Raw genomic sequence first — 20,642 nt, 5'->3', positions numbered from 1 at the left:
GGTAAACTGCGGGCATGGCTGAAAACAAAACCCAACCGACCGTTCAAAGTGTCACGGAATTTATCGCCAGCGTTGAACCCCAACGCAGGCGCGATGATGCAACCGTTCTGAATGCGCTATTCCAAGAAATAACAGGCTGGCAGCCGCGGCTTTGGGGGCCTGCAATTGTTGGCTATGGTCAGTACCACTATAAATATGAAAGCGGCCGCGAAGGTGATTTTCTGGCCACGGGGTTTAGCCCGCGCAAGGCGAATATGGTGCTGTATATCATGCCGGGCTATGCGGATTTCGGCGATATTCTGGCGCGGCTGGGCAAACACAAGCTGGGCAAGTCCTGTCTGTATATCAACAAGCTGGATGATGTTGATCTGGATGTTGTGGCAGAAATCATCCGCGCAGGGCTTGATGATCTGGGCGCGCGCTATCAGGTCCGGCCGTCTTAGCAAACTGGACATCCGGCCTGTTGCATGGGCATAAGAGCGCCAACAGGAGATGACCCCATGACAACGACCAGATTCGCCCCTTCGCCCACAGGTTGGCTGCATATCGGCAACTTGCGCGCCGCACTTTTCAACTATGCCATCGCGCGCCAGAACGGCGGGCAATTTGTACTGCGCATTGATGACACGGACGGTGAACGGTCCAAGGAAGAATATGTCGAAGGCGTCAAGGAAGACCTGACATGGCTTGGCATCACGTGGGATCGTGTTGAGCGCCAATCCTTGCGCATGGACCGCTATGAACTGGCAAAACAAAAGCTGATCGACATGGGGCGCCTGTACGAATGCTTTGAAACGCCGGTCGAGCTTGATCTGAAACGCAAGAAACAGCTGAATATGGGCAAGCCGCCGGTTTATGACCGCGCTGCACTTGCGCTGTCAGAGGCCGAAAAAGATGCGCTGCGCGCGGAACGCGGTTCGCATTGGCGGTTCAAGCTTGATCATGAACGGATCGAATGGGCTGACGGGATTATCGGCGATATTTCCATCGATGCCGCGTCCGTCAGTGATCCGGTCCTGTTCAAAAACGGCGGTCAAATCCTGTATACGCTGGCGTCGGTTGTGGATGATGTTGAAATGGGCATGACCGATGTTGTGCGCGGGTCTGATCATGTGACCAACACCGCAACACAAATCCAGATCATGCTTGCGCTGGGCGGCACGCCACCGCGTTTTGCGCATCATTCCCTGCTGACCGGACCGCAGGGCGAGGCATTGTCAAAACGGCTTGGCACCCTTGCGCTGCGTGATCTGCGCAAAGCGGGCATCGCCCCCGAAGCAATCCTGTCATTGATGGCGCGGCTTGGATCGTCCGAGCCGGTTGAACTGCGCGCAAATATTGACGAGGTCATCGCCGGTTTTGACATCAGTAAATTCGGCTCTGCGCCCACGAAATTCGACGCGGCCGACCTTGGCCCGCTGACCGCGCGGCATCTGGCGACGCTGGATCATACGGCCGTCGCCGATACAATCACCGCTGCCGGTGTGCCGGATGATTTGGCCGAACCGTTCTGGAAGGTCGTGCGCGACAATATCAACACGCTGGATGATGTAGCGGCGTGGTGGGTCTTGTTCCGTGACGGGGCGACACCGCTTGTTGCGGATGAGGACGCGGAATTCGTCGCGCAAGCCTTTGATATGCTGGGCGATCCGCCCTATTCGGCGACCACTTGGTCCGATTGGACCGCACAAGCCAAATCAGCGACCGGACGCAAAGGGCGCGGATTGTTCATGCCATTGCGCAAGGCGGTCACAGGGTTGGAACGCGGGCCGGAAATGGGCGATGTGATGCCGCTGCTGCAGACTAAACCTAAACTAGGTTAAGTCTTTGCAGGTGGTGATCCACCAACGCGGTTTCATCCGCTGTTAAGGCGCGGTGGCGCGGGTATTGCGGTGCGCTCCGGTCATCGATGATCGGGGCCCATGCATCAGTTGTGGCAAAAAACGCATCTACGCCCTCAACGCCAAACATCTGGTGATAGCCCTGCACGACGACATCCAGATAGCTGCGCAAAATCCTGTGGTCATTGGTATGCGGCGTGTAGATATCGGGCATGACCTGATAGACTGCTGTCATTGCGACAGGCGCGTCATGGACCACCGCATCGGTTACATTATGGCGGTTGTATACATCTTCGCGCGCGTCAAGCGCGGCCCAGTCTGCACCCGGTACCCGCGCAATAACGCCTGCGATTTCGCTGCTGGGATCTTGGAACACCGATAGATAAGCAATCTCATGTGCCGTGGTGCCTTGCCATGTCCGCCGCCACCCCTTTAGCCGTGCAGGGCGCGGGTCTTGGTAGCTGTGGGTGGATAGGTTGACGAGACTGCCATAACCAAAAAATGCCGGATCGCTCATTCACGTGCCCTTAGAACTTGGGCGGGTTTCGCCGCCAATGCCCGCCACGCAAAGCCAAGCCCGGCACAGGTTGATGCCGCCAACCCTCCGAAAATGATCAACAGGGCATTGCCCCAAATGACGGTATATGTGTTTTCCATGATAAAAGTTGTTACGGCCCAGCCGCCCAAGATGCCAGCCCCCAATGCAACCACACCCGCAGCCAGCCCCAAAAGCGCAGAGCGCAGTGCAAAGCTGCCCAAAATGCGCGCCAGCGTGGCGCCAATCGTTTTCAGAACAGCCGCTTCGTAGGTGCGGGCGCGTTCGCCGGCTGCAGCCGCCCCGATCAGCACCAGAAATCCAGTGACAAGCGTGATCAATGCGCCATAGCGTGTGGCGGCCGCGATGCCGCCGATCAGCGTGACAATCTGGTCAATCGCGTCCCGAATACGGATTGCGGTGATATTTGGATAGGCAATTGCAAGGTCGCGCAGGATTGCGGCCTCGGCCTGTTCTTCGGCATAGACGGTCGCGATCCAGCTATGCGGGGCACCGGCAAGTGCCGCTTGGTTCAGGGCGAGGACAAAGCCGATTCCTGCGTCTTCCCAACTGACATTACGGAAACTGGTGATGGTTGCCGTGATGTCGCGGCCAAGCACGTTGATCGTCATCGTATCGCCAAGCGCCAGCCCCATCTCAACGGCTTCTTCTTGCGAGAAACTAATCTGCGGCGGGCCGTCATAGCCTGTCGGCCACCATTCACCCGCTGTGATTTCGGTGCCGTTTGGGACCCCGTCCGCATAAGTTATCCCGCGGTCGCCTTGCACAACCCAATGTCCGCCAGCGGCCTGTTGTGCGGGTTGGTCGTTGATCCGCGTGATCACTCCGCGCAGCATGGGCGCGGTTTCGACCTTGCTGACCGCCGGATCATCATCCAGCCGCGCGTTGAACCCGTCGATCTGATCGGGCTGGATATCCACAAAGAAATAGCTGGGCGCGATGCTGGGCAATTCATCTGCAAATGATTTTTGCAGGTTCCCGTCGATCTGCCCAACCGCAGCCAGAACCGTGAGCCCAAGTCCCAGTGACAGCACGACCGATGTCGCTTCACCGCCTTGTGCGCCAATCGCCCCAAGCGCCAGACGCAACGCAGGCCGTCCCCGCGCCGGTGCGCGCAAGCGCCGCGCGATCCAGCGGATGACATAGGCCGCAAAGACCAACACCGCCAGTGATCCGGCAATGCCGCCCACCGTCCAGAGCGTGAGAAACACCGTGCCCGAAAACCAGACAGCGGCAGACACAAGCGTCAGGACCAAAGCGGCAAGCGCACTCAGATACTGACGCGGGGGCAGGGTTTTTGCACCCCCGAACGCATCCCGAAACAGGGTAGCCGCGCGAATGTCATCTGTCTTGGCAAGCGGCCAAAGCGTGAAAATCAGCGCGGCCAAAACGCCGTAAACGGCTGCCTCGATCAATGGCGCGGGGTAAATCGTGAATACCGCAGGGATCGGCAGGCGTGCTTCGATCAATGGTGCAAATGCCAGTGGCAGCGCTGCGCCCAAAGCCAAGCCGATGCAAATGCCGACCAATGCCAGAACCCCGATTTGTATGAAATAAGTCTGGAAAATTGTCGCCCGCGTCGCGCCCAATGTCTTGAGCGTGGCGATCACATTGGTCTTGCCCGCCAGATAGGCACGCACGGCGGCTGAAACGCCAACCCCACCAACCGCCAAACCCGACAGGCCGACAAGGATCAAAAATGCGCCGATTCGGTCGACAAACTGCGCTGTGCCACCTGCGCCCCTGCGGCTATCGCGCCAGCGCAGCCCGTCATCGCCAAATTGCCGGTTGGCATCACGGCGCAGGGCGGTCAGGTCAGCGCCCTCTGGCAGGTCCAGCCGGTATTCTGTTGAAAACAGTGTGCCTTCGTTCAATAGCCCCGAATTTTCCAGCGCTTTGGTTAGCACAATCGTGCGCGGCCCCAGCCCGAAACCGCCCGCCGCATTATCCGGATAGCGGTCAAGTACCGCGCGCAGCGTAAAACTTTGGGTGCCAAGCCGGAACTGGTCTCCGGGCGTCAGCCCAAGCCGGTCGACAAGCACCCGTTCCATCACGCCGCCATGATCCGCAAGCGCATCTGCAAGCGGCATTGGTGGGTCCAACGTCACGTTTCCGATCAGCGGGTAAAGATCATCAACCGCACGGATTTGGGTCAGCCCGCGTTCATCGCCGACAACGGCCATGGACCGGAAATCGACGGTTTCGGACACGCGGGTTGCGATACTGTCCAGCCAGTCGCGTTCGGCGTCGCGGGCAAACCGATAGGTAAACGACACTTCGGCGTCGCCCCCCAAAAGGGCGGCACCATCGCGTTTTAAACCTGCCTCGATCCCTGCGCGCACGGTGCCAACGGCGGCAATGGCCGCTACACCCAGCGCCAGACAGGCCAGAAATACGCGAAACCCGCGCAGCCCCCCGCGCAATTCGCGCGTGGCAAAACGTGCCGCAATCCGCATGCTCATTGCGCGGCCATCGCAGCAGAATCAATCCGCCCGTCGCGCAGGCGCACAACACGATCACAACGCGCTGCCAATTCGGGTGCGTGAGTGACCATGATCAAGGTCGCGCCGTGGCGATCGCGCAGATCAAACAGCAGATCCATGATTGCCTGCCCGTTGGTTTCATCCAGATTGCCCGTGGGTTCATCCGCCAGCAAAATCCGCGGGCGCGGGGCAGAGGCACGCGCAAGCGCCACGCGCTGTTGTTCCCCGCCCGACATCTGGCTGGGATAGTGATTGATCCGGTCGCCAAGGCCCACTGCCGCGAGTTCGGCCTGCGCGCGCGCAAATGCATCGCGGGCGCCCGCCAGTTCCAGCGGTGTTGCGACATTTTCCAGCGCGGTCATTGTCGGGATAAGGTGGAAAGACTGGAACACTACCCCCATATGATCCCTACGAAAGCGGGCCAGCTGGTCTTCGGTCATTTTTGTCAGCTCTTGGCCAAGCGCCAGAATGCTGCCAGATGTGGCCTGTTCCAGCCCGCCCATCAACATCAGGAGAGACGATTTGCCCGATCCGCTTGGCCCGACAAGCCCCAATGTTTCGCCCGCCGCGATTTCCAACGTGATATCATGCAAAATATCAACGCGCCCTGCGTTCCCGTTCAGCGAAAGATTGGTGTCGGTTATGGAATACACTAGCTCGGTCATGCAAAGGGCCTTTGGTCAAATGATGTCTCTTGGATATGGGGCCTTTGGCGGGCTGCGCAACCTTAGTTTCGGGGTTTTGCTAACAACAGGTGCGGTTCACGCCGAAACGGTCACAATCGCGGCATTGGGTGACAGCCTGACCGCAGGATACGGGTTGCAACAGGACCAAGGGTTTGTGCCGCAATTGCAGGCTTGGCTGGATGCAAATGGGGCTGACGTGAAACTGATCAATGCGGGCGTTTCGGGCGATACTACCGCAGGCGGGCGCAGTCGCGTTGACTGGACGCTGACGCCCGATGTTGATGCGATGATTGTGGCGCTTGGTGGCAATGATTATTTGCGCGGAATCGATCCGGCCGTTAGCCGTGAAAATCTGGATGCGATTCTGGCCGCAGGTGCAGATGCGGGGGTCGCGGTCTTGCTGCTCGGGCTGGATGTGGGGGCAAACTATGGCCCCGACTATGAAACCGCATTCGAGCAGACCTATGTTGATCTGGCCGCGAAATACGACGTCCTACTTTACCCCGATATGCTGGCCGGCGTGCGGCGTGCGGCGCAAGATGGCGCAGGGTTGGCGGGGCTTTTGCAGGCCGACGGGCTGCACCCGAACCCTGATGGCGTGGGGCATATTGTTGCCGATTTCGGGCCGGTCCTGCTAGGATTTGTCCAGCGGCTTGGGCATGACGGCTAACACCTGTTTGTCGCTTGGAAAGGCGGCAGGTAATTGCTGAGATCCGAAAAATTTGGTGGAGCCTAGCGGGATCGAACCGCTGACCTCCTGCATGCCATGCAGGCGCTCTCCCAGCTGAGCTAAGGCCCCATCGTGATGACTGTGTCATCGGGAACAACATATGTTGCGAGGTGCTATCTATGCAGCGAACCGGGCGAGATCAAGCAGAAAATCGCGCCCGGGGAAGGTAAATTAATCGTCGTCGTTTGTCGCAACGTCAGCAAGCTCGTCGAACGAAACGGTATCATCGTCATCGTCTTCAAGCACGTCATCGCCCAGATCGACATCGTCGGCGTCGTCGTCATCGTCGAGCACCAGATCGTCTTCTTCATCCGCTTCTTTGACTTTTGCAGATTGCGCGTCTTCGGCGTCTGCGACCATTGTCCGGGTCTTGGACGTATCGATAGTCACCTCATTGCCGGTGTAGGGGCTAATGATAGGTGTCGCATTCAGGTCGTAAAAGCGTTTGCCGGTTTCAGGACAAACACGCTTTGTGCCCCATTCTTCCTTAGGCATAGGCTATCCCTTCAAATTCTTGTCTAACCCTTGCGGGTGATCGGTGCCAACTGCCATAAGCAGGCAGGCGTGTCAAAGCCTTTGACACATAATTCATGAGGTGTTGGATATGGGCCGCCATACGCTTGAAGGCAACCCCTCGATTGTCGTGGAATTGCGCCGCACTGCGCGGGCGCGGCGATTGTCCTTGCGGGTGTCGCGGCTTGACGGTCGCGTGACGCTGACAATGCCCCCTATGACACCCGACCGCGAAGCGTTTGCATTTGCAAAGGCTCAGGAAAACTGGCTGCGCGGGCATCTGGCGCAACTGGAACCGGCAGAGCAGGTCGCAATAGGTGGCACGCTGTTATTGCGGGGTCAAAAACTGCCGGTCCGGCACGCGGATGTGTCGCGCTTAAAAATCGGTAATGATGCGATATTGGTGCCGCAGGGGCGTGCGCTGAACAGGGCGGCGCTACAGGCCGCGCTCAGGGTGCTTGCGCGCAATGCGCTAGCGACGGCATCGGATACCTATGCGGCGCGTCTCGGGGTCAGCTATACGCGGCTGACAATCCGTGACACGCGGTCACGGTGGGGGTCTTGCAGTAGTGCTGGCGCGTTGATGTATGCATGGCGGCTGATTATGGCGCCGCCCGCCGTGCTGGATTACGTTGCCGCGCATGAGGTTGCGCATCTGCGGGAAATGAACCACGGGCCGGATTTTTGGGCTTTGGTGGCAGCACTTTGCCCCGATTATGCGGCGCACCGCGACTGGCTGCGTCAAAACGGCGATCAGTTGCACCGCATGCGATTCGATGATTGACCGCCGCGCAATATGTGATCACATATTCACGTTATGATTCAGCCTCGCCCCTCAGACACCAACATTGCCGCGCACGAGCGCGTGTACCGTGCCCTGCGCACCCGTATCATGCACGGTGAAATTTCCCCGGGAGAGGCGCTCACCCTGCGCGGGATTGGCGCGGAATTTGAAGTGTCGATGACCCCCGCCCGCGAAGCCGTGCGCAGGCTTGTGGCCGAAGGGGCGCTGTTCTTGTCGTCGTCGGGCCGCGTATCGACGCCCGCGCTGTCAAATGACCGGATCGAAGAACTTGCGACATTGCGCGCCATGCTGGAACCCGAACTGGCGTCGCGCGCATTGCCGCGTGCGCATTTTGCGCTGATCGACCGGTTGGAAAGCATCAATAACGGGGTCAGCCAGATGATCGTGCGCCACGATTCGGCGGGCTATATCCGGATGAACCTTGAATTTCACCGCACGCTTTATCTGCGCGCGCAGGCCCCCGCGATGCTCGCGATGACCGAAACGGTCTGGCTGCAACTTGGCCCGACAATGCGCGCGCTATACGGGCGGTTGAACCGGACAGAGCCACCCTATCACCACAGGCTGATCCTTGCCGCGCTCAAAGCCGGGGACGAGCCGGGGTTGCGGTTGGCCGTGCGCACAGACGCAACGCAAGGGCTGCGCCTGCTAAAAACCTAAACGGGCAATTCGGTGGCAAGCACCTGATCAAGCAGGCGGCGAAAATCCTCGCCGGGGATACCCAATCCATAGGCCAGCTCTGTCGCAAAAGCATGTTCGACCGGAATAAGCCGGCCGCTCGCGATGGCGACCGAAAGAATGCCCTGCATCATCAGGTCCTTTTCGCGGTCGCGCAGACCTTTGCCAAAGGCGATAAAATGATGCTCGTTCAGCCCCTCTGACATATCAATGGCGCTTACCATTTGAATGATCTCGGATGTGGGATAATTGCGGCCGGTCAGGCGGCGTATGGTTGTGCGAATATGGGTCAGTTCGATCGAATCGACAAGACCGTCACATTTCGCCATATGGCACATCGCCGATAGAATACGCAGCGCGGCTTTCTTGCGCATCGGGCCGCGTAAATCATAGCCCAGCAGCGATTTAATTCTGCGAATGATAACCGCAATAAGCCCAAGACAACCCGAAACAAGCAGACCGTAAATCCCCAGATTATGTTTCCAGTCATTGCCCGCTTTGGGTTTGATATCAGCGGAAATAAGACCAAGCGCCTGTGCCGCGATAATCTTTTCTTCGGGATAAAGCTGGTCATAGGTGGTGTTGCAGCGGTCGCTTGCCAATGCATAGCCCTGCACATCGCTTGTCAGGACAAGCCCGAAAACAACAAGGTTTTCCGTAACATAGCAAAGCGACATCATCGTGTCGTCCGCGCCCGGGATGAGGGTTTCCGCGACGAACTCCAGCCCCGGCTCTCGGATGACAGCATCTGTTTGGGCCAGTGCAGCGGTGCTTAACGTGCAATAAAGGAAAACGGCAACTATGAGTCTATTCATCATGGCTCTCACAAAACATTCCCGCGTTAAAACATGGATTGGGTGCAAAAATGTGGCGCGGATATGGTCGCAGCTGCCTAATAGCGCTGCAAGACCGTATAATAAATCGGCCATTGTTCACAAAATTAGATCAATAACCTGTAGAAAAATGGCGCGCCGATACGGGGCCGGCGCGCCGGATTGTTAAACGTGGATCGCGCCGTCACCGCAGGCAAGCGCGGCCTCGCGCACGGCTTCGGAATAGGTTGGATGCGCATGGCAGGTGCGCGCGATGTCTTCTGCGGCGGCACCAAATTCCATCGCGACACAGATTTCATGGATCAGATCACCGGCCATCGGACCAATGATATGGGCGCCCAAGATACGGTCGGTTTGCGCGTCAACCAGCAGCTTTACAAAGCCGTCACCCGCAAAATTGGCCTTGGCGCGGGCGTTGCCCATGAACGGGAATTTACCAACCTTATAGGCGCGGCCCGCAGCCTTGAGCGTCTCTTCGGTTTCGCCGACATTGCTGACCTCGGGGTGGGTATAGATCACGCCGGGGATCACGCCGTAGTTCACATGCGGCTTTTGGCCGGCGATCCCTTCGGCGACGGCCATGCCTTCGTCTTCGGCCTTGTGTGCCAGCATCGGGCCCGCGATCGTATCACCAATGGCGTAGATGCCCGGCACGTTTGTAGCATATTTTGCGTCGGTCTTGATCTGGCCGCGATCTGTCAATGCGACACCCAATGCATCAAGCCCAAGGCCTGCCGTATAGGGTTTGCGGCCCGTTGCGACCAACACTGTATCAGCTGTGATGCTATGTTCGCTGTTGTCCTTGCGCAACTGATAGGTCACGGTTGCCTTGTTGTTTTTGACAGTAACGCCTTGCACAGCGGCACCAAGGGTGAACTTAAGCCCTTGCTTGGTCAGCATCTTTTGGAATTGCCGCGCGATTTCACCGTCCATTCCGGGTGTGATCGCATCTAGATATTCGATTACTGTGACCTCTGCGCCCAACCGGGCATAGACAGACCCCAGTTCAAGCCCGATCACACCTGCGCCGATCACAACCAGTGATTTCGGAATTTTGTTCAGTGTCAGCGCGCCCGTCGAGGTCACGACTGTTTGTTCGTCAACCTCGATACCTGGCAACACAGAGGCTTCGGAGCCGGATGCGATGATGATGTTTTTCGCATCATATGTGTCGTCACCAACCTGCACTTTGCCCGCTGCCGGAATGGTCGCCCAGCCCTTGATCCAGTCGATCTTGTTCTTTTTGAACAAGAATTCGATGCCGCCGGTGTTTTGGCCAACGACAGTTTCCTTGTATGTCAGCATTTGCTTCCAATCGACCGAAGGTGCTTTGCCTTTCAGGCCCATATCGGCGAAATTATGTTCGGCCTCATGCAGCATATGGGTGGCATGCAGCAATGCTTTGGATGGGATGCAGCCCACGTTAAGACAGGTGCCGCCCAGCGTTTCGCGCCCTTCGACAACGGCTACTTTCATGCCGAGTTGGGCACAACGGATGGCGCTGACATAGCCGCCGGGGCCTGCGCCGATTACGATAACGTCATAGCTGGACATGGTGTCTCCTTTAGCGTTTTTAGGTGTCGGACTTGCGTCGGACATTGGTATGTTTCGGGTCGGCCATTAGAATAATGCCGAGAGTATCATGAGCAGAGTCGCGAAAAACCCCACAAACCAGATCAGCGAGCGCCAAGGCACCCAGCCAAAATAATATGCGGGGACGTATAGAATGCGGGCGGCCAGATAGGTCCATGCGCAAATCGCGCTGAACCCGGTGCCCTTGTCACCAAGCGTGATCACGACCACCGCGATGGTGAACAGGATCAGCGCCTCAAAGTGGTTGTTCATCGCGCGAAACAGGCGACCTGTGCCGACGCTGGCCTGATCCATCAGCGGTTTGGACAGGCGCTGCGGGTCACGCGGGCTGGCGGTCTTGCCGGGCCCGAGTTCCATATTCGCGGGGATCGCCATGAGGCAAAACTGGACGGACTGAAGCAATGCAGCAAGCGCAAGAACGGTGAGTTCAGGTGTCATATCGTTCGCCAATCCAATTCACCGCACAATCTGTTTGGGACAGTCCGGCATCGCCGGGCAGCGCCCGGACCCCACCCCGAGGCCCAGGCACTGCCCTGGGTTATTACAGATCCATCAACAGACGGCGTGGATCTTCGAGCGCTTCTTTGACGCGCACGAGGAATGTCACGGCACCTTTGCCGTCGACGATCCGGTGGTCGTAGGACAGTGCAAGATACATCATCGGGCGGATCACAACCTGCCCGTTGATCGCCATGGGGCGGTCCTGGATTTTGTGCATGCCGAGGATGCCGGACTGTGGGGGGTTCAGGATCGGTGAGGACATCAGAGACCCGTAAACACCACCGTTCGAGATGGTGAATGTGCCGCCCTGCATTTCGGCCATCGACAGTTTGCCGTCACGCGCGCGCGCGCCTTTTTCGGCGATTGCTTTTTCGATATCGGCAAATGACATCTGGTCCGCATCATTGATCACCGGCACCACAAGGCCGGTTGGTGTGCCAGCCGCGATGCCCATGTTGACGTAGTTTTTGTAAACCACATCGGTGCCGTCGATTTCGGCGTTAACTTCGGGGACTTCGTTCAGCGCGTGGATACATGCCTTGGTAAAGAACGACATAAAGCCGAGTTTGACGCCGTGCTTTTTCAAGAACAGGTCTTTGTATTCGTTGCGCAAATCCATAACGGCGGTCATGTCGACCTCGTTATAGGTGGTTAGCATTGCGGCGGTGTTCTGGCTGTCCTTGAGCCGCTTGGCGATAGTCTGGCGCAGGCGGGTCATCTTGACACGCTCTTCGCGGGCGGCCTGGTTTGCGGCCACAGGTGCGCGCGGTGCGGCAGGGGCTGCGGGCGCGGGGGCTGCCAGCGCGTTCAGCACGTCTTCTTTCATGACGCGGCCGTCTTTGCCGGTGCCTGCCACGTTTGACAGGTTGTTTTCGGCCATCAGTTTGTTGGCGGAAGGCGCGTTTTCAACATCGGTGCGCGCAGCCGCCGCAGGAGCGGCCGCAGGTGCGGGGGCCGCAGCGGGGGCTTCGGCCTTGGGGGCAGGGGCCGCGTCGCCAGCGGCGATTTGGGCCAGCAGCGCGTCAACGCCCACAGTTTCGCCTTCGGCGGCAACGATTTCAGACAATGTGCCGGCAACGGGCGAAGGCACCTCTACGGTGACCTTGTCTGTTTCCAGTTCGCACAGCATTTCGTCAACGGCGACGGCATCGCCAGGCTGTTTGAACCATGTGGCAACGGTGGCTTCGGTGACGGATTCGCCAAGTGTAGGTACGCGGACTTCGGTGCTCATTACTTTGTTCCTTTGATAGTCAGGGCGTCATCAACGAGCGCCGATTGTTCTGCTTTATGTTTGCTGGCAAGCCCTGTCGCGGGTGATGCCGAAGCGGCGCGACCGGCATAGACGGGACGCTTGTGGGTGGCTTTGATGCGGGTCAGGACCCATTCGATATTGGGTTCCATGAACGACCATGCGCCCTGGTTTTTGGGTTCTTCCTGACACCAGACCATTTCAGCGTTCTTGAACCGGCTCAGTTCATTCACCGCAGATTGGGCAGGGAACGGGTAGAACTGTTCATAGCGCAACAGGTAAATGTCGTCGATGCCGCGTGCGTCGCGTTCTTCCAGAAGGTCATAATAGACCTTGCCCGAACACATCACGACGCGCTTGATCTTGTCATCGGCCACCAGTTGCGTATCTGAATTGCCGTGCTGGGCGTCATCCCACAGCACACGGTGAAAGCTGGAACCGGTGGTGAATTCTTCGGCCTTTGACACTGCCAGTTTGTGGCGCAGCAGTGATTTTGGTGTCATCATGATCAGCGGTTTGCGGTAGCTGCGGTGCAGCTGGCGGCGCAGGATGTGGAAATAGTTCGCAGGCGTGGTGCAGTTTGCCACGATCCAGTTGTCGCCACCGCACATGGTCAGGAACCGTTCCAGACGCGCGCTGGAATGCTCCGGGCCTTGCCCTTCATAGCCGTGCGGCAACAGGCAGACGAGCCCCGACATCCGCAGCCATTTGCTTTCGCCCGAAGAAATAAACTGGTCGAACATGATCTGCGCGCCGTTGGCGAAATCGCCGAACTGGGCTTCCCATAGGGTCAGCGCGTTTGGTTCGGCCAGTGAATAGCCGTATTCAAAGCCAAGAACCGCGTATTCCGACAGCATGCTGTCGATGACTTCGTAGTTCGCCTGACCGTCACGGATGTGATTAAGCGGATAGTAGCGGTCTTCGTTGTCTTGGTTAATCAGGCCCGAATGCCGGTGACTGAACGTACCGCGGGTACAATCCTGACCTGACAGACGCACAGAATAGCCTTCGACCTGCAAAGAGCCGAAAGCCAGCGCTTCGCCGGTTGCCCAGTCAAAACCTGTGCCGCTTTCGAACATGCCTTTCTTGGCTTCCAGAATACGGCCAACGGTTTTGTGCAGCGGGAAACCATCTGGCACTGTGGTCAGCGCATTGCCGATTTCAGCCAGTGTTTCGGGTTTGATCGCAGTTTTGCCGCGCTGGTATTTGTCTTTCTGGCGGTCCAGATGCGACCATTTCCCATCAAGCCAGTCTGCCTTGTTGGGTTTATAGTCTTTTCCGGCCTCGAATTCCTGATTCAGGTGCGCTTGGAACGCGGCCTTCATGTCTTCGATTTCGCCTTCGGGGATCAGCCCGTCCTTGACCAGACGTTCGGTGTAAAGCGTCAGCGTGGTCTTTTGTTTTTTGATCTTTTTATACATCACCGGATTGGTGAACATCGGCTCGTCGCCTTCGTTGTGACCAAAGCGGCGGTAGCAGATGATGTCCAGCACCACGTCTTTGTGGAACTTCTGGCGGAATTCGGTCGCGACGCGCGCGGCGTGCACAACGGCTTCGGGATCGTCGCCGTTGACGTGGAAAATCGGGGCCTCAACCATCAGTGCGATATCGGTCGGGTAGGGCGAGCTGCGCGAGAAGTGCGGCGCGGTCGTGAAGCCGATCTGGTTGTTCACGACGATATGCATTGTGCCGCCGGTTTTGTGGCCTTTAAGGCCGGACAGGCCGAACCCTTCGGCAACGACGCCTTGTCCAGCAAAGGCCGCATCGCCGTGCAGCAAGATTGCCATGACGCGGGTGCGATCCACGTCGTTCTTTTGGTCTTGTTTGGCGCGGACCTTGCCCAAGACAACGGGGTTCACCGCCTCAAGGTGGGAAGGGTTAGCAGTGAGCGACAGGTGCACAGAATTGTCGTCAAAGCTACGATCGGACGAGGCGCCAAGGTGATATTTCACATCGCCGGACCCGTCGACATCCTCGGGCTTGAACGACCCGCCCTGGAATTCGTTAAAAATCGCGCGGTAGGGTTTTTCCATCACGTTCGCAAGAACCGACAGGCGGCCACGGTGCGGCATGCCGATGATGATCTCATCCATGCCCAATTGGCCACCGCGTTTGATGATCTGCTCCATCGCAGGGATCAGGCTTTCACCGCCATCAAGGCCGAAACGTTTGGTGCCCATGTATTTGACATGCAAGAACTTTTCAAAACCTTCGGCCTGCACAAGGCTGTTCAAAATCGCCTTGCGGCCGTTTTTGGTAAAGGCGATTTCTTTTCCGTATCCTTCGATGCGTTCTTTGAGCCAGCCCGCTTCTTCGGGGTTGGAGATATGCATGTATTGCAGGGCAAAAGTGCCGCAATAGGTACGGTGCACAATCGCGATGATTTCATTCATCGTCGCTATTTCAAGGCCCAAGACATTGTCGATAAAGATCGGGCGATCCATGTCAGCAGCGGTAAAGCCGTAAGATTTTGGATCAAGCTCGGGGTGGGGCACGTTTTCGCGCATACCAAGCGGATCAAGGTCGGCAATCAAATGCCCGCGAATACGGTAGGCGCGGATGATCATCAGCGCGCGGATGCTGTCCAGCACGGCATTGCGGACTTGGTTTTCGTCGAGCGACACGCCTTTTTCGGCGGCCTTGGCCGCGATCTTTTTGCCTGCGGCTTCGGGTTCGGCTGGCCACTGGCCATCTAGCGCGGAAGTCAGATCATCATTGGGAACCGGCGGCCAGTCCATACGGCCCCAAGACGCGCCTGCGGCCTCTGCCTTGGCGTCCGACGGGGCATCGCCCAGCGCCTTGAAAAAGTCGCGCCAGCTTTCGTCAACCGCATTTGGGTTGTCGGCATAGCGCGCATAAAGCTGTTCTACATATTTCGCATTGTGCCCCTGCAGGAACGATGAGGCGTGAAGAATGTCGTTTGGTGATTGATCAGTCATTGGGGGACCTCAATAGTGTGATTATTGCGCGGGCGAACGATCTAGACGGGCAGCAGCAGGATAGGGCCCCGTGCGGTCGCTAGCATCGATGCGGGCGTAGTTTTCAATACGGGTCCAGTCACTACCACCAGCTTCGACGGTTTGGGTAAGTGCGGCGGTTGTTGTCGTAGACTCGGGAACGCCCATCGGAAAACCACCGATGGCGGCGACGCGCGCATCAAATGCTTCATCTTCGGGGCCGACCCAAAGGCATGAAATGTTAGGACCCTGTGACAGGATCAAAACAACTTCGCCTTCGTGGGTGTAAATTTCTGCAAAATTCGGGTCGACCATTGAAGCGCCAACCGCGATTACGACGTCGTCCACAAGCTCTAGCCGCTGTGACGGCGTCGCGTCTGAAAAGAATGACCACATTTGCGATCCAATAAGGTCGCGGCGGGCCTGCAGGCCCGACTGTGGTGTTTGTGCGGTCCAGCCGGACTCTGTCAATCCGGCACGAATGCTCGTGCCGGTGGCAGAAATCGGAATGCAAAGCGACATCATTGTATCGATGCCAGCTTCTGCCTGAGCGTACCCGGGTTGGGCAAGACAGCCGATCAATACAGGCAGGACCGCCGCGCGCATTAGCCGATTGCCTTGAGCACAGCTTCGCCAAGTGTGGCGGGGCTGTCTGCGACGATGATGCCGGCAGATTTCATGGCTTCGATCTTGCTTTCTGCATCGCCTTTACCACCGGCAACAATCGCGCCAGCGTGACCCATGCGGCGGCCCGGAGGTGCCGTGCGGCCAGCGATAAAGCCAGCAACGGGCTTCCAGCGGCCTTTTTTGCGCTGATCGGCAAGGAATTCTGCGGCTTCTTCTTCGGCAGAACCACCGATTTCGCCGATCATGATGATGGATTGTGTTTCATCATCGTCAAGGAACAGGTCCAGCACGTCGATGTGTTCGGTCCCTTTGATCGGGTCACCACCGATACCAACCGCGGTTGACTGGCCAAGGCCAAGATCAGACGTCTGTTTCACGGCTTCATATGTCAATGTGCCGGAACGCGAAACAACACCAACAGACCCGCGACGGTGGATGTGGCCGGGCATAATGCCGATTTTGCAGGCGTCAGGTGTGATCACGCCGGGGCAGTTTGGCCCGATCAGACGCGATGCCGACCCTTCAAGCGCTTTTTTCACGCGCATCATGTCCAGCACAGGGATGCCTTCGGTGATACAGATGATCAATTCCATCTCAGCGTCGATCGCTTCGAGGATTGAATCGGCTGCGAATGGCGGCGGCACATAGATGACCGATGCGTTGGCTTCGGTGACGTGCTTGGCTTCGTGGACCGAGTTAAAGATCGGCAGGTCCAGATGGGTTTGCCCACCTTTACCAGGCGTTACGCCGCCAACCATTTTTGTGCCATATGCGATGGCTTGTTCAGAGTGGAACGTCCCCTGCGAACCAGTAAGGCCCTGACAGATGACGCGTGTGTTTTCGTTAACGAGAATGGCCATGTTGTTGGCTCCCTAGTCTATTGCTGTGACGCGAAACGCACGAGGGCTAGTCTTTTCAAAGAATAGTCGCGTGCCGTGCTTTGCGTTGTTGAGCTTGTAAAAAGTCTTGATTGCGTCGGATTGACGAATGCGAAGGATGTTTTTGCTTGTGGCAATGTCGGTGTCAAAAGTGCCAACTCCATCCAGCGCCACCTGAATCAGTTTTCCAATAGAGGTTCTACTTTCGCCGCCAAAGCAGTCAGAAGGAAACAGCTCTTTTATGTAAGTGATCGGGATGTGGTTGTTGTCCACATTCCCTTGAGTGATACTTATCGCTCTTCCTTCAACCGCCGAAGCCATAATACTATCCTTTGACCGCTTTCACGATTTTCTGGGCGCCGTCTTTGAGGTCGTCAGCAGCAATCACGGCGAGGCCGGAATTGTTGATGATCTCTTTGCCTTTTTCGACGTTGGTCCCTTCGAGGCGGACAACCAGTGGCACTTGCAAGCCGACTTCTTTGACCGCGGCGATCACGCCTTCGGCGATGACGTCACAGCGCATGATGCCGCCAAAGATGTTCACAAGGATGCCCTTCACGTTGGGATCGGATGTGATGATCTTGAAGGCTTCGGTTACTTTTTCTTTGGTCGCGCCACCACCAACATCAAGGAAGTTGGCAGGTTCAGCACCGTAGAGTTTGATGATGTCCATTGTGGCCATTGCCAGACCCGCACCGTTCACCATGCAACCGATTTCACCGTCAAGTGCGATGTAGTTCAGGTCGAACTTGGACGCGGCCAGTTCTTTGGGGTCTTCTTCGGTTTCGTCGCGCAGCGCTGCAACATCCGCGTGGCGGTAAACCGCGTTGCCGTCGAACGATACTTTGGCGTCGAGAACTTTCAGGTCGCCCTTGTCCGTCACGATCAGCGGATTGATTTCCAGCATTTCCATGTCTTTTTCGACGAAAGCTGTGTAAAGCTGGCCCATCAGTTTGACGCATTGTTTGACCTGCTGGCCTTCGAGACCCAGCGCGAATGCAACGCGGCGGCCGTGGAATGCCTGATAGCCTGTCGCGGGATCAACTGTGAAGTTCAGAATTTTTTCTGGGGTGTTTGCTGCAACTTCTTCGATGTCCATCCCACCTTCGGTGGACACAACAAAACCGATACGGCTTGTCTGGCGGTCGACCAGCAGCGCGAGGTACATTTCAGTTTCAATGCCAGAGCCGTCTTCGATGTAGACGCGGTTCACGACCTTGCCGACGGGGCCGGTCTGGTGGGTGACCAATGTGCGGCCCAGCATCTTTTTGGCTTCTGCGGCGGCTTCTTCGACTGATTTGGCAAGACGGACACCGCCTGCTTCGCCTGCGTCGGCTTCTTTGAATTTGCCTTTGCCGCGGCCACCTGCGTGGATCTGTGCCTTGACCACCCAAAGCGGGCCATCAAGTTCGCCAGCGGCGGTTTTTGCGTCTTCTGCGCGGGTCACAGGGCGGCCATCAGATACGGGCGCGCCGTAGCTGCGCAAGAGTGCTTTGGCCTGATATTCGTGGATGTTCATAGGGACATGTCCAATTTGGCTTCGGTTGCGCCATCTAAATCACAAGGAATGAACGTTTTGTAACTGAAAAATGAAATTATCGCAGAGATTCGCACATTTGTGATCACACGTTTTTGGAGTGTGATCACAAAATGGTTGTTGCCCTGGTATTCTGGCAGCGCGCGACGAAATAGCGGGATTCGCCGGGGCATCTTGCGGCACAGACGCAAAAGGGCGCCCCAAAGGACGCCCCAGCGTAACAGTTTGCAGCGGCGATTAGGCCAGTGAACCGTCGATTTCTTTACAGGCCGCGACCAGACCTTTGACCGCGTCGACAGATTTGTCGAACATTGCTTGTTCTTCTTTGTTCATGTTGATTTCGACAACACGTTCGACGCCGCCGGCGCCGATCACGGTTGGCACGCCAACATAGAAACCGTCCAGACCGTAAGCGCCGTCAACGTGGGCTGCACATGGCAGAACGCGTTTTTGGTCTTTGAGGTAGGCTTCGGCCATTTCAATGGCGGATGTCGCTGGCGCGTAGAAGGCAGAACCGGTTTTCAGCAGGCCAACGATTTCGGCGCCGCCGTCACGTGTACGCTGTACGATTGCGTCCAGTTTTTCTTGTGTGGTCCAGCCCATGCTGACCAGATCAGGCAGGGGGATGCCCGCAACAGTGGAATAGCGTGTCAGTGGGACCATTGTATCGCCGTGGCCGCCCAGAACGAACGCAGTCACGTCGCGCATGGACACTTTGAATTCGTCAGCAAGGAAGTGACGGAAACGCGCAGAGTCGAGAACACCCGCCATGCCGCAAACCTTGCTATGTGGCAGGCCGGAGAATTCGCGCAGCGCCCAAACCATCGCGTCAAGCGGGTTGGTGATGCAGATTACAAATGCGTTTGGCGCGTGGGCTGCGATGCCTTCGCCAACGGCTTTCATGACTTTGAGGTTGATGCCCAGCAGGTCATCACGGCTCATGCCGGGTTTACGTGCGACACCGGCAGTGACGATACAAACGTCTGCGCCTGCGATATCCGCGTAATCCGCTGTGCCTGCCATTTGCGCGTCAAAACCCTCGGAAGGGCCAGCTTCCGCGATATCAAGCGCCTTGCCTTTGGCCGCGCCGTCATTGAGGTCAAGCAATGTGACGTCACCGAGTTCTTTGATCGCTGCGAGATGTGCAAGCGTGCCGCCGATTTGTCCGGCGCCGATAAGGGCAATCTTGGGTCTAGCCATGGAAAAGGATCCTTTGGTGGGTTGGATTTGCGCCATTGGGTAAGCCTTTGTGCGCGCGCGCGCAAGTGTGCTGCGATGCGGCATCCGTTATTACTGAGTGGCTCATTAAACTGTTAGGCGCTAACAAAGGATGAAACCAAGGTATTTTAGGGGCGCGTCTTTGTTCGCATTCGACTGGTATTTTTTCGCAGCTGGTATCCCAGCCATCATCTTTGGCGGCATTTCGAAGGGTGGATTCGGGTCAGGTGCCGCATTCGTCGCGGGTGCGATTCTGGCGCTTGTGGTGCCGCCGGGCGCGGCGCTGGCGATTATCCTACCGCTGTTCATGCTGATCGATGTTGCGACATTGAAGCCCTATTGGCGCAAATGGCACTGGCCATCGGCCAAGGGGCTGATGCTGGGCGCGGTGCCGGGTGTGGCCTTTGCGGCTTGGGTTTATACCGCCGTTGACGCGGATTTCTTTCGGTTCTTGATTGGCGTGATCTGTCTGGCCTTTGTGGGCTTTCAGTTAAGCCGCGCGATGGGTTGGCTGCGTATCGGGCAAATGGCATTTGCGCGCCGCTACGCGTGGGCCGCAGGCTTTGTCGGCGGATTCACCAGCTTTATCAGCCATGCAGGCGGCCCGCCCACCGCGGTGTTTTTATTGTCGCAAGGACTAAGCAAAACGGCCTATCAGGCCACAACCGTGATCACATTCTGGGCGGTCAACTGGATGAAGGTTGTCCCCTATGCATTCTTGGGCATTTTCACATGGGACACGATTTTGGGCAGCCTTGCGCTTGCGCCTTTTGCGCTGATCGGGGCGTGGATCGGGGTGCGCGCCCATGATTTGGTGCCTGAACGGCTGTTCTTTGGGTTGACCTATGTCTTGCTTTTGCTGACGGGGACGCGGCTGATCTGGGTGGCTGTGACGTAATGTAGCGGCGGGTGCCGACGACAGTTGCGCCGCAGTGCGGCATATTTTTCCTTGAACTA

20 protein-coding genes and 1 tRNA gene are annotated in these 20,642 nt (G+C 57.4%); 6 read left to right on the top strand and 15 right to left on the bottom strand.

What is annotated here, in order from left to right; translation table 11 throughout:
• Window positions 1–14: 14 nt before the first annotated feature.
• Complete coding sequence (locus tag BM320_RS11530; RefSeq protein WP_090200058.1) at window positions 15–443, top strand: DUF1801 domain-containing protein; 429 nt, start codon at window positions 15–17, stop codon at window positions 441–443.
• A 57-nt stretch (window positions 444–500) separates the two neighbouring features.
• Window positions 501–1,823 (top strand): glutamate--tRNA ligase, encoded by a 1,323-nt coding sequence (gene gltX, locus BM320_RS11525; RefSeq protein WP_090200057.1) that lies wholly within the window; start codon window positions 501–503, stop codon window positions 1,821–1,823.
• Here the strand turns inward: gltX and BM320_RS11520 are convergent.
• From BM320_RS11520 to BM320_RS11510, 3 genes are read right to left on the bottom strand one after another with little or no spacing between them, the layout of a single operon-like run.
• Window positions 1,810–2,358 carry a gamma-glutamylcyclotransferase family protein gene (locus tag BM320_RS11520; RefSeq protein WP_090200055.1) on the bottom strand — a complete coding sequence of 183 codons (549 nt, stop codon included), beginning with the start codon at window positions 2,356–2,358 and terminating at the stop codon, window positions 1,810–1,812. The two genes, gltX and BM320_RS11520, sit on opposite strands and share 14 nt — an antisense overlap.
• Window positions 2,355–4,859, bottom strand: coding sequence for an ABC transporter permease (locus tag BM320_RS11515; protein WP_090200053.1), 2,505 nt, complete (start codon window positions 4,857–4,859; stop codon window positions 2,355–2,357). The genes BM320_RS11520 and BM320_RS11515 overlap by 4 nt, the downstream gene beginning before the upstream one ends.
• On the bottom strand, window positions 4,856–5,545 hold the full coding sequence (locus tag BM320_RS11510) for an ABC transporter ATP-binding protein (protein WP_090200051.1): 690 nt from the start codon (window positions 5,543–5,545) through the stop codon (window positions 4,856–4,858). The genes BM320_RS11515 and BM320_RS11510 overlap by 4 nt, the downstream gene beginning before the upstream one ends.
• Before the next feature lie 19 nt (window positions 5,546–5,564).
• Here BM320_RS11510 and BM320_RS11505 point away from each other — a divergent pair, with 19 nt between their 5' ends.
• Window positions 5,565–6,236, top strand: coding sequence for an arylesterase (locus BM320_RS11505; protein WP_242651003.1), 672 nt, complete (start codon window positions 5,565–5,567; stop codon window positions 6,234–6,236).
• Window positions 6,237–6,289: 53 nt separating this feature from the next.
• Here the strand turns inward: BM320_RS11505 and BM320_RS11500 are convergent.
• Window positions 6,290–6,365, bottom strand: a tRNA-Ala gene (locus tag BM320_RS11500).
• A 102-nt stretch (window positions 6,366–6,467) separates the two neighbouring features.
• The gene (locus BM320_RS11495; protein ID WP_090200048.1) at window positions 6,468–6,791 is read right to left on the bottom strand and encodes a TIGR02300 family protein; all 324 of its coding nucleotides are present in this window, start codon (window positions 6,789–6,791) and stop codon (window positions 6,468–6,470) included.
• A gap of 109 nt (window positions 6,792–6,900) precedes the next feature.
• Between BM320_RS11495 and BM320_RS11490 the strand changes: the two genes are divergently transcribed.
• Both BM320_RS11490 and BM320_RS11485 read left to right on the top strand, forming a co-directional pair.
• Window positions 6,901–7,593 carry a M48 family metallopeptidase gene (locus BM320_RS11490; protein ID WP_090200046.1) on the top strand — a complete coding sequence of 231 codons (693 nt, stop codon included), beginning with the start codon at window positions 6,901–6,903 and terminating at the stop codon, window positions 7,591–7,593.
• 33 nt (window positions 7,594–7,626) lie between these two features.
• Window positions 7,627–8,274, top strand: coding sequence for a GntR family transcriptional regulator (locus tag BM320_RS11485; RefSeq protein ID WP_090200044.1), 648 nt, complete (start codon window positions 7,627–7,629; stop codon window positions 8,272–8,274).
• Here BM320_RS11485 and BM320_RS11480 read toward each other — a convergent pair.
• The 10 genes from BM320_RS11480 to mdh form a co-directional block, all read right to left on the bottom strand.
• Window positions 8,271–9,107 carry a tellurite resistance TerB family protein gene (locus BM320_RS11480; RefSeq protein ID WP_165615035.1) on the bottom strand — a complete coding sequence of 279 codons (837 nt, stop codon included), beginning with the start codon at window positions 9,105–9,107 and terminating at the stop codon, window positions 8,271–8,273. The two genes, BM320_RS11485 and BM320_RS11480, sit on opposite strands and share 4 nt — an antisense overlap.
• Before the next feature lie 183 nt (window positions 9,108–9,290).
• A complete protein-coding gene (gene lpdA, locus BM320_RS11475) occupies window positions 9,291–10,679 on the bottom strand; it encodes a dihydrolipoyl dehydrogenase (protein ID WP_090200040.1) in 1,389 nt (462 codons plus the stop codon).
• 66 nt (window positions 10,680–10,745) lie between these two features.
• Complete coding sequence (locus BM320_RS11470; RefSeq protein WP_090200615.1) at window positions 10,746–11,156, bottom strand: MAPEG family protein; 411 nt, start codon at window positions 11,154–11,156, stop codon at window positions 10,746–10,748.
• Between the two features lie 103 nt (window positions 11,157–11,259).
• Window positions 11,260–12,450, bottom strand: coding sequence for a 2-oxoglutarate dehydrogenase complex dihydrolipoyllysine-residue succinyltransferase (gene odhB / locus BM320_RS11465; RefSeq protein WP_090200038.1), 1,191 nt, complete (start codon window positions 12,448–12,450; stop codon window positions 11,260–11,262).
• Complete coding sequence (locus BM320_RS11460) at window positions 12,450–15,407, bottom strand: 2-oxoglutarate dehydrogenase E1 component (protein WP_090200036.1); 2,958 nt, start codon at window positions 15,405–15,407, stop codon at window positions 12,450–12,452. Before BM320_RS11460 ends, odhB begins: the two co-directional genes overlap by 1 nt.
• 21 nt (window positions 15,408–15,428) lie before the next feature.
• The gene (locus BM320_RS11455; RefSeq protein ID WP_090200034.1) at window positions 15,429–16,031 is read right to left on the bottom strand and encodes a hypothetical protein; all 603 of its coding nucleotides are present in this window, start codon (window positions 16,029–16,031) and stop codon (window positions 15,429–15,431) included.
• A complete protein-coding gene (sucD, locus tag BM320_RS11450) occupies window positions 16,031–16,912 on the bottom strand; it encodes a succinate--CoA ligase subunit alpha (RefSeq protein WP_090200032.1) in 882 nt (293 codons plus the stop codon). The genes BM320_RS11455 and sucD overlap by 1 nt, the downstream gene beginning before the upstream one ends.
• Window positions 16,913–16,924: 12 nt before the next feature.
• A complete protein-coding gene (locus tag BM320_RS11445; RefSeq protein WP_090200030.1) occupies window positions 16,925–17,251 on the bottom strand; it encodes a hypothetical protein in 327 nt (108 codons plus the stop codon).
• A gap of 4 nt (window positions 17,252–17,255) precedes the next feature.
• Window positions 17,256–18,449: an ADP-forming succinate--CoA ligase subunit beta gene (sucC, locus tag BM320_RS11440; RefSeq protein WP_090200028.1), complete on the bottom strand. Its 1,194-nt coding sequence runs from the start codon at window positions 18,447–18,449 to the stop codon at window positions 17,256–17,258.
• A 255-nt stretch (window positions 18,450–18,704) separates the two neighbouring features.
• Window positions 18,705–19,667 carry a malate dehydrogenase gene (gene mdh, locus BM320_RS11430; RefSeq protein WP_090200613.1) on the bottom strand — a complete coding sequence of 321 codons (963 nt, stop codon included), beginning with the start codon at window positions 19,665–19,667 and terminating at the stop codon, window positions 18,705–18,707.
• Window positions 19,668–19,827: 160 nt separating this feature from the next.
• Here mdh and BM320_RS11425 point away from each other — a divergent pair, with 160 nt between their 5' ends.
• A complete protein-coding gene (locus tag BM320_RS11425) occupies window positions 19,828–20,583 on the top strand; it encodes a sulfite exporter TauE/SafE family protein (RefSeq protein ID WP_090200025.1) in 756 nt (251 codons plus the stop codon).
• Window positions 20,584–20,642: the final 59 nt, after the last annotated feature.

The sequence above is a fragment of the Yoonia tamlensis genome (genome assembly GCF_900115105.1).
Classification (GTDB): Bacteria; Pseudomonadota; Alphaproteobacteria; order Rhodobacterales; family Rhodobacteraceae; genus Yoonia; species Yoonia tamlensis.
The sequence above is the reverse complement of the archived record's forward strand: the minus strand, read 5'-3'. Positions and strand labels throughout refer to the sequence as shown.

What these genes read in the sequence shown, in the direction of transcription:
- BM320_RS11515 (WP_090200053.1), bottom strand. Translation starts at nt 4,859, where the DNA reads ATGAGCATGCGGATTGCGGCACGTTTTGCCACGCGCGAATTGCGCGGG.
- sucC (WP_090200028.1), bottom strand. Translation starts at nt 18,449, where the DNA reads ATGAACATCCACGAATATCAGGCCAAAGCACTCTTGCGCAGCTACGGC.
- BM320_RS11445 (WP_090200030.1), bottom strand. Translation starts at nt 17,251, where the DNA reads ATGGCTTCGGCGGTTGAAGGAAGAGCGATAAGTATCACTCAAGGGAAT.
- BM320_RS11520 (WP_090200055.1), bottom strand. Translation starts at nt 2,358, where the DNA reads ATGAGCGATCCGGCATTTTTTGGTTATGGCAGTCTCGTCAACCTATCC.
- BM320_RS11490 (WP_090200046.1), top strand. Translation starts at nt 6,901, where the DNA reads ATGGGCCGCCATACGCTTGAAGGCAACCCCTCGATTGTCGTGGAATTG.
- lpdA (WP_090200040.1), bottom strand. Translation starts at nt 10,679, where the DNA reads ATGTCCAGCTATGACGTTATCGTAATCGGCGCAGGCCCCGGCGGCTAT.
- BM320_RS11460 (WP_090200036.1), bottom strand. Translation starts at nt 15,407, where the DNA reads ATGACTGATCAATCACCAAACGACATTCTTCACGCCTCATCGTTCCTG.
- BM320_RS11480 (WP_165615035.1), bottom strand. Translation starts at nt 9,107, where the DNA reads ATGAATAGACTCATAGTTGCCGTTTTCCTTTATTGCACGTTAAGCACC.
- odhB (WP_090200038.1), bottom strand. Translation starts at nt 12,450, where the DNA reads ATGAGCACCGAAGTCCGCGTACCTACACTTGGCGAATCCGTCACCGAA.
- mdh (WP_090200613.1), bottom strand. Translation starts at nt 19,667, where the DNA reads ATGGCTAGACCCAAGATTGCCCTTATCGGCGCCGGACAAATCGGCGGC.
- BM320_RS11470 (WP_090200615.1), bottom strand. Translation starts at nt 11,156, where the DNA reads ATGACACCTGAACTCACCGTTCTTGCGCTTGCTGCATTGCTTCAGTCC.
- gltX (WP_090200057.1), top strand. Translation starts at nt 501, where the DNA reads ATGACAACGACCAGATTCGCCCCTTCGCCCACAGGTTGGCTGCATATC.
- BM320_RS11485 (WP_090200044.1), top strand. Translation starts at nt 7,627, where the DNA reads ATGATTCAGCCTCGCCCCTCAGACACCAACATTGCCGCGCACGAGCGC.
- sucD (WP_090200032.1), bottom strand. Translation starts at nt 16,912, where the DNA reads ATGGCCATTCTCGTTAACGAAAACACACGCGTCATCTGTCAGGGCCTT.
- BM320_RS11530 (WP_090200058.1), top strand. Translation starts at nt 15, where the DNA reads ATGGCTGAAAACAAAACCCAACCGACCGTTCAAAGTGTCACGGAATTT.
- BM320_RS11505 (WP_242651003.1), top strand. Translation starts at nt 5,565, where the DNA reads ATGATGTCTCTTGGATATGGGGCCTTTGGCGGGCTGCGCAACCTTAGT.
- BM320_RS11455 (WP_090200034.1), bottom strand. Translation starts at nt 16,031, where the DNA reads ATGCGCGCGGCGGTCCTGCCTGTATTGATCGGCTGTCTTGCCCAACCC.
- BM320_RS11510 (WP_090200051.1), bottom strand. Translation starts at nt 5,545, where the DNA reads ATGACCGAGCTAGTGTATTCCATAACCGACACCAATCTTTCGCTGAAC.
- BM320_RS11495 (WP_090200048.1), bottom strand. Translation starts at nt 6,791, where the DNA reads ATGCCTAAGGAAGAATGGGGCACAAAGCGTGTTTGTCCTGAAACCGGC.